Origin of the sequence: Amycolatopsis tolypomycina (assembly GCF_900105945.1) — a bacterium.
Classification (GTDB): domain Bacteria; phylum Actinomycetota; class Actinomycetes; order Mycobacteriales; family Pseudonocardiaceae; genus Amycolatopsis; species Amycolatopsis tolypomycina.
Window position 1 is genome coordinate 3,927,804 of record NZ_FNSO01000004.1, and the last position, 15,094, is coordinate 3,942,897.

Sequence of the window (15,094 nt, forward strand, 5' to 3'; positions counted from 1 at the left end):
AACTCCGGAACACTACACCCGGTAGCCGAACGGGTACCGTCAGGTCCTCCGCGGCACCACGGTCATCGGCAGCCGGTTCGGCTGCATCGTGGCCTTGATCTGCGCGTACACCTTCTTGCCCGGCACCGGGACCAGGCGCCACCGGGCACCGACCGTCGCGGCCACGATGCCGATCTCCGTCGGCGCGAACACGTGGCCAGGGCACAGCCGCGCGCCGGCGCCGAACGGGATATACGCCCCCTTCGGCAGTTCCGCGGTGTGGCCGGGCGTCCAGCGGTCCGGGTCGAACCGGTCCGGCTCGGGGAACCAGCGCGGATCGCGGTGCAGGGTGTGCTGGCTGACGGCGACCTCGCTGCCCGCCGGGATCGCGACGCCGCCGAGCTCGACGTCCTCCCGGGCACGGCGCATCAGGATGAGCGGCGGGGTGCGGCGGACGATCTCGTTCACGATCTGGTGCGTGTACACGAGATCCGGCAGGTCCTCGAAGCGCGCGGGCCGGCCGCCGAGGACTTCGTCGACTTCGGCGTGGAACCGCCGTTCGACGTCCGGGTGCTGCCCGAGCTCGTGGAAGAACCAGGCCAGCGCGACGGCGGTGGTCTCGGCGCCGGTGGTCAGGATCGTGATGACCTCGTCGTGGACCTGGCGGTCGGACATGCCTTCGCCGGTGTCCTCGTCCCGGGCCAGCAACAGCATCGAGAGCAGGTCGCCGTGGTCGGCGCCGTCCGCGCGGGCCGCGACGACGGTTTCGCCGATCACGTCCCGCAGGCGGGCGGCCGCGGCGTCGAACCGCCGGTTCGGCGGGATGGGCAGCTTCTCGACGAACTTCGGCGAGAACGCCCGGACCAGCACGTACTTCAGCATGATCGGGATCGACCGCCGGATCTCGGCCAGTGCTTCGTCGCCGAGCGCGGTGGAGAACAGCGTCTGCCCGGCGATGGTCAGCACCAGGTCCTGCATCCGCTTGTCGAACTCGACGACTTCGCCCGGCCGCCACGAATCCACGAGTTCGCCGGCCAGCTTCGTCATGGTGTGCTCGGCGTAGCCCGCGATCCGCGTGCGGCCGAAGGCGGGCATCACCAGCCGGCGCTGACGGCGGTTGAGCTCGCCGTTCGAGGTGGCCAGCCCGTCGCCGAAGAGCGGGCGCATCTTGTCGAAGACCAGGCCCTTGTCGAACTTGTCGGCGTCGGTGGCGAGCACCTGCCAGGCCAGCTCCGGGGTGGTGACCACGTGCACCGGCAGCGGGCCGAGCTGAACCTTGACGACTTCTCCGTGCGCGGGCAGGGAAGTGAAGAATTTCAGCGGGTCGCGCAGCAGGGGCACCGTGTGCCCGAGCAGCGGCCGCCGTCCGGGAACGGGACGCGCGTTCGTCATGGCCTCGTCTCCTCGTGACCGGGCCACCTTAGCCGGGACGTGTCCACGAGGAGCGCGAGTCCACACGAACGGATGAGGGGGCTAAGCTCCGACCCCGCAGTGCCACAAGAGGCGCGGTGTCGGCGAGGGTGGGAGGTCCCGTGACCGGAGAACTGAGCTGGGTACCGCCGGAGATCGACACCACGGTGCCGAACCCGGCCCGGGTGTACGACTTCTGGCTCGACGGCGACCACAACTTCGCCGCCGACCGCGCCCTCGGGGAGCAGATCCTCAAGATCATGCCCGGCGTCCGCGACGCGGCCCGGCTCAACCGCGCCTTCCTGCGCCGCGCCGCGCGGTACATGGTCGACGCCGGGGTCCGGCAGTTCCTCGACGTCGGCTCCGGCATCCCGACCGTCGGCAACCTGCACGAGATCGTCCAGCAGGTGGATCCGGCGTGCCGGGTGCTCTACGTCGACCGCGAGCCGGTCGCCGTCGCGCACAGCGAGCTGTTGTTGCAGGACAACGACAACTGCGCGGTGCTCCAGGCCGACCTGCGCGACGTCAACGACATCTTCGACGCCGAACCCGCCCGCCGGCTGCTCGACCCCGAGCAGCCGACCGGCGTGTTCATGTTGCTGCTGCTGCACTTCGTGCCGGACGAGTGGGAACCGGCCGGCATCCTGGCCCGCTACCGCGACCGGCTCGCGCCGGGCAGCTTCCTGGCCGTCACGCACGTCGCGGCGGACTCCGGGTCGGAGCGCCTCGACGAGGCGGTCGAGGTGTACAAGACGGGCCAGAACCAGCAGAACCAGCCGTTCCCGCGCACGCACGACCAGGTGCTCCGGTTCTTCGAGGGCTTCGACCTCGTCGAACCGGGCCTGGTCGGCTGCGCGATGTGGAACCCCGAGGGCGTCGGCGACATGTCCGACGACCCCTCGGTCAACTCCCTTCCGTACGCGGGTGTGGGCCGGAAGCCCTAGCTCACCGCAGCGAGAACGTCGCCAGGTTCACCGGGCCGTCGAACGTCAGGTACACGTCCTGCCGCCCGCTCGCCTTCGCCAGGGCCGCGCTCACCGTGGTGTACGCGTACCGGTCGCCGGTCGAAGCCACCGGCACCGTGCCGAGCACGCGACCGGTCGGCGAGCCGAGGCGGACGGTGATCTTCGCCGACGCCGTCGCGGACACCGAAGCCGTGAACTTCTGCGGGCCGCCCAGTGCGACGTTCTTGAACGCCAGCCAGCTGCCCGCGGTGGCCGCCACCGACGTACCCGAAACCTTCGACGTGTCCGTCAGCGTCGCGCCGGAGTAGTCGTCGAAGTTCTGGGCCTGCGTCGGACGGCTCAGGTCGCGCGGCAGCGGCCGCTCCCCCGGCACGTAGACGGGCTGCGGTGCCGAGAGGTCGGTGGCGTTGCGGCCCACCGAGAACTCGTACACCCCGGCCGCCACCACGGACCGCTCGCGGGCGACGTCCCAGGACGCCAGGTCCGCCACGGGCACCTCGAACCGCACCGTGCGGGTCTCCTTCGGCGCCAGCGTCAGCTTCGAGAAGTCCCGCAACCGCTGCACGCCGGAGTTCTTCGAGTAGAGCTGGACGACGTCGGAGCCGCTGCGGGCGCCGGTGTTCGTCACGTCGACGCTCACCTTGACCTTGCCGCCGGCCTGGGAAGCGCGGACGTTGTCGTACCGGAAGCTGGTGTAGCTGAGCCCGTAGCCGAACGGGAACAGCGGCTTCCCGCGGTAGTACTGGTAGGTCATCCCGGTCTTGGCGATGTCGTAGTCCAGGATGCTCGGCAGCCCGGCGTCGGAGGCGTACCAGGTCTGCGTCAGCCGCCCGCCCGGGTCCTTGTCGCCGAAGAGGACGTCCGCGACGCCGTGCCCGGTTTCCTGCCCGGCGTGGCTGGTCCACAGGATGCCGGGCACCGACAGGGTGTCCCAGCCGGTCGTCGGGTAGCTGTTCTCCACCACGACGATCGTGTGCGGGTTCGCCTTCTGCACCGCCTCGATCAGCGCGCGCTGCGCCGGGGCGAGCTCGGTGCTCGTGCGGTCGTTGGCCTCGCGGCCGTTGATGAACGGCATGCTGCCGACCACGACCACGGCGGTGTCCGCGCCCTTGGCGGCGGCCACGGCGCTCTCGACGCCGCTGCTGAGCACCTCACGGCCGAACTTGGTGGCGTGCGCGGCGTCCGGGGACGAGATCGTCAGGACACCGTCCGCGCCGACGACGGCGAACTTGTTCGGGCCGAACCACGGCTCGTTCACCTCGTTGCCCGCGTACTCGAGCACGTAGCTGCCGTCGGGCTGGGCGGTGAGCTTCAGCTGCTGCTGCACGAACCAGCCGGCCGGCTGGTCGACGTCGTTCACCAGGGCGCCGCCGGAGTAGCTGAGGAACTTGCCGTTGGCGGCCGCGCGCAGCGTGTTCTTGCCCGCGCCCCAGTCGTAGACGTCGAAGGACTCGCCGGTGCCCGCGACGGTCCCGCCCGCGGTGACCTTGCCGGTGGTGGCCGGCGCCGTGAGGTACCGGCCGGTGGCCAGGTCCTTCAAGGCGATCCGGTCGACGCCTTCGGACGACGCGACCGTGCCCGCCGAGCCGAGCCGCTCCTTGATGCCCTGCAGCGGCGTGACCTTGTACTGCATCGCGCCGCTGTACCAGTCTTCGTACAGCGTGTTCGACAGCGGGCCGACGACCGCGACCTTCTTGTTCTGCTCCGCCTTCAGCGGCAGCGCGCCGCCGTTGTTGCGCAGCAGCACCATCTGCTCGTCGGCGGCCTTGCGCGCCAGGGCCTGGTGCTCGGGCGAGCCGATGACGGCCGGGGTGATCTTCGCGTACGGGTTGCTGCCCGGCGGGTCGAACTCGCCGAGCCGGAACCGCAGCGACAGCAGGTGCCGGTCGGCGTTCTCGACGTCGGCCATCGTCAGCAGGCCCTTGGCGATCGCCTCCTTGACCGCGTTCGTGGTGATCGAGCCGTCGGTGTCGTTGTCGGTGAAGCTGTCGAGGCCCGCCTTGAGGGCCGCCGCGTTGCCTTCGGCCTTCGTCGGGTAGTACTTCTCCGAGTTGACCAGGTTCGACGGCGCGCCGGCGTCGCTGACCACGGCGATGTCCTGCGGCGCCCACTTGCGCAGCTTGTCGTCGAGGTCCGGGCTCACGTGGTTGGGCCGGCCGTTGACCAGGTTGTACGACGGCATCACGGCGTTGGCCGCGCCCGCCTGCAGCGGGACCCGGAACGCCTGCTCGTCGTAGTCGTGCAGGATCTTCGGCGGCACCGAGGAGCTGGTGGTGTCGCGGTTGACCTCGTTGTTGTAGGCGAGGTAGTGCTTCAGCGTCGGCGCGGCCTGCAGGTACCGCGGGTCGTCGCCCTGCATCCCGTGGCCGTAGGCGATCGCGAGCTCGCCGGTCAGGTACGGGTCTTCGGAGTAGCCCTCCTCGTTGCGGCCCCACCGCGGGTCGCGCAGGAGGTTCACCACCGGGGCCCACAGGTTGAGGCCCCACAGCGTCGGGTTGCGGGCGTTGAAGCCGCGCGCCTCCTGCCCGACCGCCGCGCCGACCTGCTTGACCAGCGCGGGGTCCCAGGTGGTGGCCAGGCCGATGGCCTGCGGGAACACCGTGCCGTCGGCTTTCACGACGGCACCGGAGTTGTCGTAGTCGGTCGACCAGGCCACGCCGTGCAGGGCTTCGGTGCCGGTCTTGAAGACCCCGATGCCCAGCCGCGGGATGGCCGGTTGGTACTGGTGCAGCAGCGAGATCTTCTCGTCCGCCGTCAACCGGGACAGCAGGTCGTCGATCCGGGTGGCCAGGGGCAGCGACGGATCGCGGAAGGGTGGGGGCGGCGCCGCGAGTGCCGGCGACGAAGCCAGCAGCATGGTTGCGGCCACCGCCGGGACGAGAGCACGGCGGAAGAGGGACAAGCGCACGGACGGCCTCCGAATCGTCGAATCGTTTCGACGGCGTGGCGCGGAACATTCGCGTCGAACGGCGGGGAACCCGACGACTATTACAGCCGTGTGAGCAGAAGGTCAAGACTGCCTGGGAACGCTCCCAGGCGACGCGGCCGAACGGCGGCAGCGCGCCGCTGAGCTGCAAAAAGAGCCGTCAACAGGTGCTTTCGACGTTTTCGACGAAGACGCTTCTCGTCGAATATTCATCGAATGGCGGCAAACGGCGAATGATGCTTGTGTTTCGCCCGGGTGTCACTTACCTTCGTGCCATCGTCGATGCGCTTCGACAGCCCTCTCCTCCCCGTCCCCCCTGGAGGCCGCCCGTGGTCACGATCAACGACGTCGCCAACGCGGCAGGCGTGGCCCCCAGCACCGTGTCGTACGTGATCAGCGGCAAGCGCTCGATCTCGCCGAAGACCCGGCGGCTGGTCGAGGACAGCATCCGCAAGCTCGGCTACCACCCGCACGCCGGGGCGCGGGCGCTGGCCAGCAGCAAAACCAACGTGCTCGCGCTGGTCGTGCCGCTGCGCACGGACCTCAACGTCGCCGTGGTGATGGAGTTCGTCGCGTCGGCGGTCACCGCGGCCCGCGCGCACGACCACGACCTGCTCCTGCTCACCAAGGACGAGGGCCCGGCCGCGCTGCAGCGGGTGGCGTCCTCGGCGATCGCCGACGCGCTGATGGTGATGGACGTCGAAACTGCCGACCCGCGGGTGCCGATGCTGCTGGCGCTCGACCTGCCGGTGGTGCTCATCGGCGTGCCCGACCACCCGGCCGGGCTCAGCTGCGTCGACCTCGACTTCACCGCGGCGGCCTCGGCGTGCGTCGCGCACCTGGCCGAGCTCGGCCACCGCTCGATCGCGCTGATCGGCCCGTCCCCGGCCGTCTACCGGCGCGGCACGAGCTACGCGACGCGGTTCCTGCGCGGCTTCGACGAAGCCGCGAAAAGCCGGGACGTGCGCGCGGCCTCCCACGCGTGCGCCCATTCCTACGAAGCGGTGAGCGCCTGCCTGGACGAGCTGCTCGCCGCCGACCCGGGCCTGACCGGCCTGGTCGTGCACAACGAGGCCGTGCTGCCCGGCCTGCTGTCGGACCTGCGCCACCGCGGCCTGCGGGTGCCCGAGGACATCTCGGTCATCGCCGTGTGCCCGGACAGCATGGCCGAGCAGCACGTCGTCTCGCTGACCAACGTGGCCATCCCGGCCGAGGAGGTCGGCACCCAGGCCGTCGAAATGACCATGCGCCGGCTCGCCGGCCACACCACCCCGGAGGTCCGGTTGCTCGGACCCCGCCTCACCCGGCGCGAGAGCACCGCCGCGCCCCGCGCCTGATCCGGTTCTGCTCCGCCGCCGAAGGAGAATCACCATGACCGTAGTTCGCCGTGCCCTCGTGCTGACCGCGGGCGCCGCGCTGCTGGCCGCCTGCAGCCCCAGCCCGGCCCCGTCCGCGCCCGGCGGCGCCGACGCGCCGGCCGCCACGTCGATCACCGAGCTCGACTACTACGCCGACGAGCAGGGGTCCGCCGCTTGGCAGAAGATCCTCGACACCTGCGCCACGCAGACCGGGATCAAGATCGAGCGCCAGAAGGTGCCGACCAACCAGATGCTGCCGAAGGTGCTGCAGAGCGCCAGCTCGAAGACGCTGCCGAACCTGCTCTTCACCGACAACCCGACGCTGCAGCAGGTCGCCGCCACCGGCGCGCTGACCCCGCTGAGCGACTACGGCATCAGCACCGACGGCTACTACCCCAGCATCGTCAAGGCCGGGACCTACCAGGACAAGGTGTACGGTGTCGCGCCCGGCGTCAACGGCCTCGCGCTGATCTACAACAAGGACCTCCTGCAGGCCGCGGGTGTCGAGCCGCCGAAGACGTGGGACGAGCTGAAGGCCGCCGCGGCGAAGCTGACCAAGGACGGCAAGTACGGGCTCGCCTTCTCGGCCATCCCGTCCGAAGAGGGCACCTGGCAGTTCCTCCCGTTCTTCTGGAGCAACGGCGCCGAACTGTCCCAATTGGACTCGCCGCAGGCGACGCAGGCCCTGCAGTACGTCACCGACCTGGTGAACTCCGGGTCGGCGTCGAAGTCCGTCGTGACCTGGAACCAGAACGACGTCGCCGACCAGTTCGTCGGCGGCAACGCGGCGATGATGATCAACGGGTCGTGGAACATCGCCCGCCTCGACGAGCAGAAGTCGCTGCACTACGGCGTCGTGCCGATGCCGGTGCCGCAGGCCGGCGGCAAGCCGGTGGTCGCCCTCGGCGGTGAGGTCGGCACGATCCCGGTGACCAGCGGGCCCGCCCAGCAGGCCGCCGGCAAGGTGCTCTCCTGCATCCTGTCCGAGCCGACGATGGTCGAGTGGAGCAAGGCGCACGCCTACATCCCTTCGAAGACGGCAGTGGCCGAGAAGTTCGGCAAGGACCAGCCCGCCATGCAGGCCTTCGTCGACGAGGTCGGCACGGCCCGCTCCCGCACCGCCGAGCTCGGCGAGAAGTACCCGAAGGTCTCCCAGGCACTGGCCGACGCGCTCCAGGCGGCACTGACCGGCAAGACCCCGGTCGACCAGGCGCTCAAGGCCGCGCAGCAGGCGAGCGGCTCGTGACGCTCGCCGCTGCCCCGACGGTCTCGGCGGCACCCCGCGCGAACCGGAAGTCCCGCCGGGACAACCGGTTCGCCGCGTGGGCGTTCCTGCTGCCCGCCCTGGCCTACATCATCTTGTTCTTCGGCTATCCCCTGGTCGCGAACCTGGTGATGAGCACCCAGAACTACACGGTGAAGTCGTTCTACACCGGCGAAGCACCCTTCGTCGGCATCGCGAACTACTCCGCCGTGCTGCACAACCCGCTGTTCTCGACGGCGGCGCTCAACACGGTGCTGTTCACCGCCGGGTCGATCGTCTTCCAGTTCGGCATCGGGCTGGCGCTCGCGGTGTTCTTCAACGGCCGCTTCCTCGGCAGCGCGCTGCTGCGCTCGCTGCTCCTGCTGCCATGGCTGCTGCCGCTGGTGGTCAGCGGCGCGGTCTGGCGGTGGATGTTCGACCAGGACCACGGCGTGCTCAACGCCTTCCTGCGCGCGGTGGGTCTCGACGCGGTGCCGTGGCTGAGCAGCACGAGCTGGGCGCTGCCGGCGGTAATCCTCACCAACATCTGGATCGGCATCCCGTTCAACCTGGTGATCCTGCACGGCGGCCTGCGCGCGATCCCGGCGTCACTCTACGAGGCCGCGGCGCTGGACGGCGCCGGCGCGTGGCAGCGGTTCCGGCACGTCACCTGGCCGCTGCTGCGGCCGGTCACCGGGATCGTCCTCATGCTCGGCCTGGTCTACACGATCAAGGTGTTCGACGTGATCATGGTGGTCACCGGCGGCGGGCCGGCCAACGCCACGCAGACGCTGACAACGTGGTCGTACCGGCTGTCCTTCCAGGACTTCGCGTTCGGGCAGGGTGCCGCGGTCGGCAACGTCCTCATCGTGGTGGCGACGCTCTTCGGGCTGTTGTACCTCCGTTCGGCGAAGGCGACCCTGGCGGAGGCGGCATGAAGACGGCGAACTGGCCGCGCACGGTGTTCGGCGTGCTGATCGTCGCGGTCCTGCTGTTCCCGCTGTACTGGATGGTCAACGCGTCCCTGCAGCCCAGCGGCGCGCTGCTGCGTCCCGACCCGGCGTTCTTCCCCGTCGACGGCACCCTGGACGGCTATCGCAAGGCCGTCTCGACGCAGGGACCGAACCTGCTCTCCAGCGTCGTGGTCGCGCTCGGCACGGTGTTCGTGTCGCTGCTGGTGGCGGCGCCGGCGTCGTACGCGCTGGCCCAGCTGAAGGTGCGCGGCGGTCCGGTGCTGGTGTTCGTGCTGCTCATCGTGCAGATGATCCCGGGCATCGTGATGGCCAACGCGCTCTACACCGTGTTCAGCAACCTCGGCCTGATCGACAACTACCTCGGGCTGGTGCTCGCCGACTCCACCGCGACCATCCCGTTCGCGATTCTCCTCCTGCGGGCGTTCATGATCTCGGTGCCGAAGGAGCTCACCGAGGCGTCCAGAGTGGACGGTGCCGGGTACTGGCGCACGTTCTTCTCGATCATCCTCCCGGTCAGCCGCAACGCCCTCGTCACCGCCGGGTTGTTCGCGTTCCTGTTCGCCTGGGCGGACTTCCTGTTCGCCGTCACCCTGACCACCGGTCAGTCGTTCGAGCCCATCACCGTGGGCATCTACCGCTTCGTCGGCAACCAGTCCGCCGACTGGAACGGGATCATGGCGACCGCCGTGCTCGCCGCGATCCCCGCGGCCGTCCTGCTGGTCGTCGCCCAGCGCTACGTCGTCGCCGGGCTGACCAGCGGCGCCGTCAAAGACTGATTCCAAGGAGACACCGCGTGATCGCCACGACCGAAGACGGCCGCTCGCTCGAAGTCCGCGTGCGGCACGAGGTGCTGCGCGTCGAACCGTGGGGCGCCGACAGCCTCCGCGTGCGCGCCGGACGGCACCGCATCCTCGACGACGTCCCGGGTGCGCTGCTGCCCGCGAAGCCGTCCGCCGCCACCGCGACCGTGGAGGGACGCACCGGCCGGGTCGTCAACGGCGCGCTCACCGCGATCGTCGAGATCGCCGACACCGACACCGGCATCGACACGCAGCTGAAGTTCGTCCGCACCGGCACCGGCGAGGAGCTGCTCTCCGAGCAGCGCGCGCACTTCTGGTGGCCGGGGGCGCGGCTGTTCATGCCCTCCCGCAACGGCTACGGCCGCCTCGAACAGCGGTTCACCGCCTACGACGACGAGCGGATCTTCGGTCTCGGGCAGCGCACGCACGGCCGGCTCGACCAGAAGGGCCTCGTGCTCGACCTGGTGCAGCGCAACGCCGAGGTGTCGGTGCCGTTCCTGCTGTCCAGCCGCGGCTACGGGTTCCTGTGGAACAGCCCCGCCGTCGGCCGCGTGGAGCTGGCCGCCAACGGCACCCGCTGGGTCGCCGACGACGCCCGGCAGATCGACTACTGGATCACCACCGGCGAGGGCCCGCGCCAGATCCTCGGTCACTACGCCGACGCGACCGGCCACGCGCCGATGCTGCCGGAGTGGGCGGCCGGGTTCTGGCAGTCGAAGCTGCGCTACCGCACGCAGGAGGAGCTGCTGTCCGTCGCGCGGGAGTACCACGCACGGGGGCTGCCGCTGTCGGTGATCGTGACCGACTTCTTCCACTGGACGCACCTCGGCGACTGGAAGTTCGACACCGCGGACTGGCCGGACCCGGCCGGGCTGGTGCGGGAGCTCGATGATCTCGGCGTCAAGCTGATGGTGTCGGTGTGGCCGTCGGTGAACCCGCTGTCGGAGAACTACCGCGAGCTGCACGAGCAAGGGCTCCTGGTCGCCGCGGAGAGCGGCGTCCCGTTCCACGCGCCGTGGAAGGACAAGGGCTTCGACGTCGAGATGCCGGTGGCGTTCTACGACGCGACCAACCCGCAGGCGCGGCAGTTCGTCTGGAGCAAGGTCAAGGAGAACTACTACGACCTGGGCGTGCGCGCGTGGTGGCTGGACGGCGACGAGCCGGAGATCCAGCCCGGCCACCCGCACAACCTGGGCTTCCACGCCGGCCCCGGCGCGGAGGTGTTCAACCTCTACCCGCAGGCCAACGCGCAGACGTTCCACGACGGCATCCGCGCCGAGGGCGACGACGAGGTGGTGCTGCTGTCCCGCTCGGCGTGGGCGGGCAGCCAGCGTTACGGGGCGGCGCTCTGGTCGGGTGACATCGGCGCGACCTGGGAGTCGCTGCGGACGCAGGTGCGGGCCGGGCTGAACGTGGCGGTGGCCGGGATCCCGTGGTGGACCACGGACATCGGCGGCTTCCACGGCGGCGACCCTTCCTCGCCCGAATACCGCGAGCTGATGGTGCGGTGGTTCTCCTACGGCGTGTTCTGCCCGCTGTTCCGCCTGCACGGCTACCGCGACCCGCGCCCGGCGTTCGGCCCGCAGATGACCGGCGGCCCCAACGAGGTCTGGTCGTACGGCGAGTCCGCGTACGAGTCGATCACCGGGTCGCTGCGGCTGCGCGAGCGGCTGCGGCCGTACCTGATGGAGCAGATGCGGGTGGCGCACGAGCAGGGCATCCCGCCGATGCGCCCGCTGTTCGTCGACTTCCCGGCGGACAGCGCGGCCTGGGACGTCGACGACCAGTTCCTGCTCGGCCCGGACGTGCTGGTGGCCCCGGTGCTGGAACCGGGCGTCACCGCCCGCCGGGTGTACCTCCCGGCGGGGGCGACGTGGACGGACGCGGTGACCGGCGAGCGGTACGCGGGCGGCGAGTGGGTCGAGGCCCCGGCCCCGGCGGAGCGCATCCCGGTGTTCCTCCGCGACGGGGCGGACCTGCCGATCCGCGAGCCGTAGCGGCTACCGCTCCCGCAGCTCGACCCACGGCTGGGGCTCGGGCTCGCCCGGTGCCCAGCCCCGCGGCCAGGTCCGGACCACGTCGGCGTCGGTCCGGACCTGCGCCCCGGTGAAGTCGAACTCGGCGGCCGTCATGCCCGTGAAGTCCACGGGTCCGGCGAAGTACGTCCCGGCGAAGCTCGCCTTGCCGACCGCGCAGCCGCGCAGGTCCACCGCGTGGAGCACCAGGTCGTCGAAGTCCAGGTCCATCCCGGGCCAGAACCGCGGCGACCCGGGACGCAGGTGGGGCAGCAGGCGCCGCCACAGCTCGGCCTGCCACGCCGGCTGGTCCGGCCACTCGTACCCGAACTCGGCGAGGATTTCGTCGACGCACTGCCGTCGGCGGTCGGGGTGGCCGTCGGCGTGCTCGGCGAAGGAGTCCAGCGCGGCCAGCCGGGTGGTGTAGTCGTCGGCCAGGAGCCGGGCTTCGACCTCCTCGGGCACCGGTTCCGGCGGCGCCGACGGCGTGAGCACCTCCGCCGGACGGTCCCGGCGCAGGAGCAGCCACGCCGTGACCGCCCCGGACACGGCGCCGATCACCGCGAGGATCGCGAACGGCGTGATGGTCGACATACCGATGATTGTCCCGGGCGCGGCCAGCGAATTAAAGTGGACCTGTGAGTCCAAAGCTGACCCCGAAGGGTGCCGCGACGCGGCAGCGGATCGTCGAGGGCGCCGCGGCGGAGATCCGCGAGCGCGGGGTCGCCGTCACGACGCTCGACGACGTCCGGGCGCGGACGGGGACGAGCAAGAGCCAGCTCTTCCACTACTTCCCCGACGGCAAGGAAGAGCTCCTGCTGGCGGTGGCGCGGTACGAGGCGGACCAGGTCATCGAGGTCCAGCAGCCGCAGCTGGGCAGGCTGACGTCGTGGGCGGCGTGGCGGCGCTGGCGCGACACGGTCGTCTCGCACTACGACAGCCGGGGGCAGCACTGCCCGCTCAACGTGCTGATCTCCCAGCTCGGCCGGGCGACACCGGGGGCGCAGGCCGTGGTGACCGAGCTGCTGCACCGCTGGCAGGACGAGATCGAGGCGGGCATCCGCCACCTGCAGCGGGCCGGCGAGGTCAGCCAGGACCTGGACGCCGGACGCGCGGCGGCCGCCCTGCTGGCCGGCATCCAGGGCGGCGTGGTGGTGATGCTGTCGACCGGCCGCATCGACCACCTGGAAGCGGCGCTCGACGTCGGCATCGGCAACCTGCGGGCAAGCGGGAACCGGTGAGCCCGGTTCCCGCTCCCGCCGGTCAGGCGGACTTGATCGCGGAGATCTCGAACTCCAGCGTGACCTTGTCGCTCACCAGCACGCCACCGGTCTCGAGGGCGGCGTTCCAGGTGATGCCGTAGTCCTTGCGGCTGATCGTGGTCGAGCCCTCGAAGCCGATCCGGTCGTTGCCGAACGGGTCCTTGGCCGAGCCCTCGAACTCGAACGGGACGGTGACCGAACGGGTGACGTCCTTGATGGTCAGGTCGCCGGTGACGTCGAAGCTCGTGTCGCCGGTCTGCTTGATCTCGGTCGAGGTGAAGGTGATCTGCGGGTACTCGTCCATCGACAGGAAGTCGTTGCTCTTCAGGTGCCCGTCGCGGTCGGCGTTGCGGGTGTCGATGCTGTGGGCCTGGATGGTCACCTGGACGCTCGACTTCTCCGGCGCGTCGCCGTCGATGGTCGCGGCGCCGGTGAACTCGTTGAAGCTGCCGCGCACCTTGGTCACCATGGCATGCCGGGCGACGAACCCGATCCGCGAGTGGGCGGCGTCGAGGGTGTATTCGCCGGTCAGCTGGGGGTAGGTGGTCGCGCTGGTCATCGCTGTTCTTCTCTCCTCGTGGTGGCACCCCCCGGTGATTGAGGGTTCAACGACACTGTACTCACTTTGGCTGGTTGCGCAAGCAAGCTTTCGGTAGAGTCGCCGACATGGGTGATCTGGCCGCGCTCGACCTCGACGAAGCCGCCTTCTGGCGGCCGCTGATGCGCATCATGACGGCGTTGCCGCGCGCGCTGGAGGACCACTTCCTGCCCGAGACGGGCCTCGCGATCACCGACTACGGCGTGCTGGTCGCGCTGTCGGAGGCGCCGGACCGCCTGCTCCGCATCTCGGCGCTGGCGGCGACCACCGGGCTGTCGCTGAGCCGGATCAGCCGGGTCGTCGACGACCTGACCCGCCGCGGCCTGGTCGAGAAGCGCCGGTGCGCCGAAGACGGCCGCGCGTCCAACGCCGTGCTGACCGAGGCCGGATTGGCCAAACTGGAGGCGGCCTACCCGAGCCACCTCGCCCGCGTGCGGGCCTCGGTGTTCGACCACCTGAGCGCCGAGGACATCCGCACGGCCGGGCCGGTGCTGGCCCGGCTGGCCGCGGCACTGGACACCGCTCCCCCGACCGACGACTGCTGAGGACGCCGATGAGCGACAAGGGCGAGTACAAGCGGGACCTGAACTACATCCCGGACCGGATCACCGCCGACGGCCGCGACGGCTGGCCGGTGGAGCCGGGCCGCTACCGGCTGGTGGTCGCCCGCGCGTGCCCGTGGGCGAACCGCGCGGTGATCGTCCGGCGGCTCCTGGGCCTGGAGCCGGTGCTGTCGATGGGGATCGCCGGCCCGGTGCACGACGAGCGGAGCTGGAGCTTCGACCTGGATCCGGGTTCGAAGGACCCGGTCCTCGGCATCGAGCGCCTGCAGGAGGCGTTCTTCAAGCGCGACCCGGAGTACCCCCGCGGCATCACGGTCCCGGCGTTCGTCGACATCCCGACCGGCCAGGTCGTCACCAACGACTTCGCGCAGATGACGCTGGACATGTCGACGGAGTGGACGGAGTTCCACCGGCCCGGGGCCCCGGAGCTGTACCCGGAGAAGCTGCGCGACGAGATCGACGAGGTGGCGCAGAAGGTGTTCACCGACGTCAACAACGCGGTGTACCAGTGCGGGTTCGCCCGGTCCCAGGAGGCGTACGAGCACTCCTACCGGAAACTGTTCGCTTGTCTCGACTGGCTGTCGGAGCGGCTGGCGGACCGGCGGTACCTGGTGGGTGACACGATCACCGAGGCGGACGTCCGCCTGTTCACCACGCTCGTCCGGTTCGACGCGGTGTACCACGGCCACTTCAAGTGCAACCGCCAGAAGCTGGCCGAGCTCCCGGTGCTGTGGGCGTACACGCGCGACCTGTTCCAGACGCCCGGGTTCGGCGACACGATCGACTTCCCCCAGATCAAGGAGCACTACTACGTGGTGCACAAGAACGTGAACCCGACGGGCATCGTCCCGCTGGGCCCGGACCCGTCGGGCTGGCTCACCCCCCACGGCCGCGAGGAGCTGGGCGGCCGCCCGTTCGGCGACGGGACACCCCCGGGCCCGCCGCCCGAGCCCGAGCGGGTGCCCCCGCTCTGATCTCCGGCCGGGGCTAAACCGACGGCG

Annotated in this window: 13 protein-coding genes; 9 read left to right on the forward strand and 4 right to left on the reverse strand. The window is 70.5% G+C overall.

The annotated features are described in order from the left end of the window. Positions 1-39: 39 nt before the first annotated feature. On the reverse strand, positions 40-1,371 hold the full coding sequence (locus BLW76_RS27830; RefSeq protein WP_091312654.1) for a cytochrome P450: 1,332 nt from the start codon (positions 1,369-1,371) through the stop codon (positions 40-42). A 140-nt stretch (positions 1,372-1,511) separates the two neighbouring features. Between BLW76_RS27830 and BLW76_RS27835 the strand changes: the two genes are divergently transcribed. Next, the gene (locus tag BLW76_RS27835; RefSeq protein ID WP_091312656.1) at positions 1,512-2,333 is read left to right on the forward strand and encodes an SAM-dependent methyltransferase; all 822 of its coding nucleotides are present in this window, start codon (positions 1,512-1,514) and stop codon (positions 2,331-2,333) included. Position 2,334: 1 nt separating this feature from the next. Here BLW76_RS27835 and BLW76_RS27840 read toward each other — a convergent pair whose 3' ends face one another. Then, on the reverse strand, positions 2,335-5,262 hold the full coding sequence (locus BLW76_RS27840; RefSeq protein WP_091312658.1) for a glycoside hydrolase family 3 protein: 2,928 nt from the start codon (positions 5,260-5,262) through the stop codon (positions 2,335-2,337). A 347-nt stretch (positions 5,263-5,609) separates the two neighbouring features. Here BLW76_RS27840 and BLW76_RS27845 point away from each other — a divergent pair, with 347 nt between their 5' ends. Genes BLW76_RS27845 through BLW76_RS27865 form a run of 5 tightly spaced genes read left to right on the forward strand, consistent with a single transcriptional unit; the run spans position 5,610 to position 11,652 of the window. Then, a complete protein-coding gene (locus BLW76_RS27845) occupies positions 5,610-6,617 on the forward strand; it encodes a LacI family DNA-binding transcriptional regulator (protein WP_091312661.1) in 1,008 nt (335 codons plus the stop codon). 34 nt (positions 6,618-6,651) lie between these two features. Next, positions 6,652-7,884, forward strand: a complete 1,233-nt coding sequence (locus BLW76_RS27850; protein ID WP_091312664.1) for an ABC transporter substrate-binding protein — start codon at positions 6,652-6,654, stop codon at positions 7,882-7,884. Beyond that, positions 7,881-8,819, forward strand: a complete 939-nt coding sequence (locus BLW76_RS27855; protein ID WP_091312666.1) for a carbohydrate ABC transporter permease — start codon at positions 7,881-7,883, stop codon at positions 8,817-8,819. The genes BLW76_RS27850 and BLW76_RS27855 overlap by 4 nt, the downstream gene beginning before the upstream one ends. Continuing rightward, positions 8,816-9,631: a carbohydrate ABC transporter permease gene (locus tag BLW76_RS27860; RefSeq protein ID WP_091312668.1), complete on the forward strand. Its 816-nt coding sequence runs from the start codon at positions 8,816-8,818 to the stop codon at positions 9,629-9,631. Before BLW76_RS27855 ends, BLW76_RS27860 begins: the two co-directional genes overlap by 4 nt. 17 nt (positions 9,632-9,648) lie before the next feature. Beyond that, a complete protein-coding gene (locus BLW76_RS27865; RefSeq protein WP_091312669.1) occupies positions 9,649-11,652 on the forward strand; it encodes a glycoside hydrolase family 31 protein in 2,004 nt (667 codons plus the stop codon). Positions 11,653-11,655: 3 nt separating this feature from the next. Here BLW76_RS27865 and BLW76_RS27870 read toward each other — a convergent pair whose 3' ends face one another. Then, positions 11,656-12,264 (reverse strand): hypothetical protein, encoded by a 609-nt coding sequence (locus tag BLW76_RS27870; protein ID WP_091312670.1) that lies wholly within the window; start codon positions 12,262-12,264, stop codon positions 11,656-11,658. Between the two features lie 44 nt (positions 12,265-12,308). Here BLW76_RS27870 and BLW76_RS27875 point away from each other — a divergent pair, with 44 nt between their 5' ends. Continuing rightward, the gene (locus tag BLW76_RS27875; RefSeq protein WP_091312672.1) at positions 12,309-12,911 is read left to right on the forward strand and encodes a TetR/AcrR family transcriptional regulator; all 603 of its coding nucleotides are present in this window, start codon (positions 12,309-12,311) and stop codon (positions 12,909-12,911) included. 22 nt (positions 12,912-12,933) lie between these two features. On the opposite strand, the gene BLW76_RS27880 is transcribed toward BLW76_RS27875, so the two are convergent. Then, a complete protein-coding gene (locus BLW76_RS27880) occupies positions 12,934-13,491 on the reverse strand; it encodes a YceI family protein (RefSeq protein ID WP_086865416.1) in 558 nt (185 codons plus the stop codon). Between the two features lie 107 nt (positions 13,492-13,598). Here BLW76_RS27880 and BLW76_RS27885 point away from each other — a divergent pair, with 107 nt between their 5' ends. Together BLW76_RS27885 and BLW76_RS27890 are read left to right on the forward strand one after the other, a co-directional pair. Further along, the gene (locus BLW76_RS27885) at positions 13,599-14,075 is read left to right on the forward strand and encodes a MarR family winged helix-turn-helix transcriptional regulator (protein WP_091312675.1); all 477 of its coding nucleotides are present in this window, start codon (positions 13,599-13,601) and stop codon (positions 14,073-14,075) included. 8 nt (positions 14,076-14,083) lie between these two features. Continuing rightward, positions 14,084-15,067 carry a glutathione S-transferase family protein gene (locus BLW76_RS27890; protein ID WP_091312676.1) on the forward strand — a complete coding sequence of 328 codons (984 nt, stop codon included), beginning with the start codon at positions 14,084-14,086 and terminating at the stop codon, positions 15,065-15,067. The last annotated feature ends 27 nt before the right edge of the window (positions 15,068-15,094 follow it).

Coding starts and splice junctions, on each gene's coding strand:
- BLW76_RS27860 (WP_091312668.1), top strand. CDS start 8,816: ATGAAGACGGCGAACTGGCCGCGCACGGTGTTCGGCGTGCTGATCGTC.
- BLW76_RS27830 (WP_091312654.1), bottom strand. CDS start 1,371: ATGACGAACGCGCGTCCCGTTCCCGGACGGCGGCCGCTGCTCGGGCAC.
- BLW76_RS27885 (WP_091312675.1), top strand. CDS start 13,599: ATGGGTGATCTGGCCGCGCTCGACCTCGACGAAGCCGCCTTCTGGCGG.
- BLW76_RS27890 (WP_091312676.1), top strand. CDS start 14,084: ATGAGCGACAAGGGCGAGTACAAGCGGGACCTGAACTACATCCCGGAC.
- BLW76_RS27850 (WP_091312664.1), top strand. CDS start 6,652: ATGACCGTAGTTCGCCGTGCCCTCGTGCTGACCGCGGGCGCCGCGCTG.
- BLW76_RS27880 (WP_086865416.1), bottom strand. CDS start 13,491: ATGACCAGCGCGACCACCTACCCCCAGCTGACCGGCGAATACACCCTC.
- BLW76_RS27870 (WP_091312670.1), bottom strand. CDS start 12,264: ATGTCGACCATCACGCCGTTCGCGATCCTCGCGGTGATCGGCGCCGTG.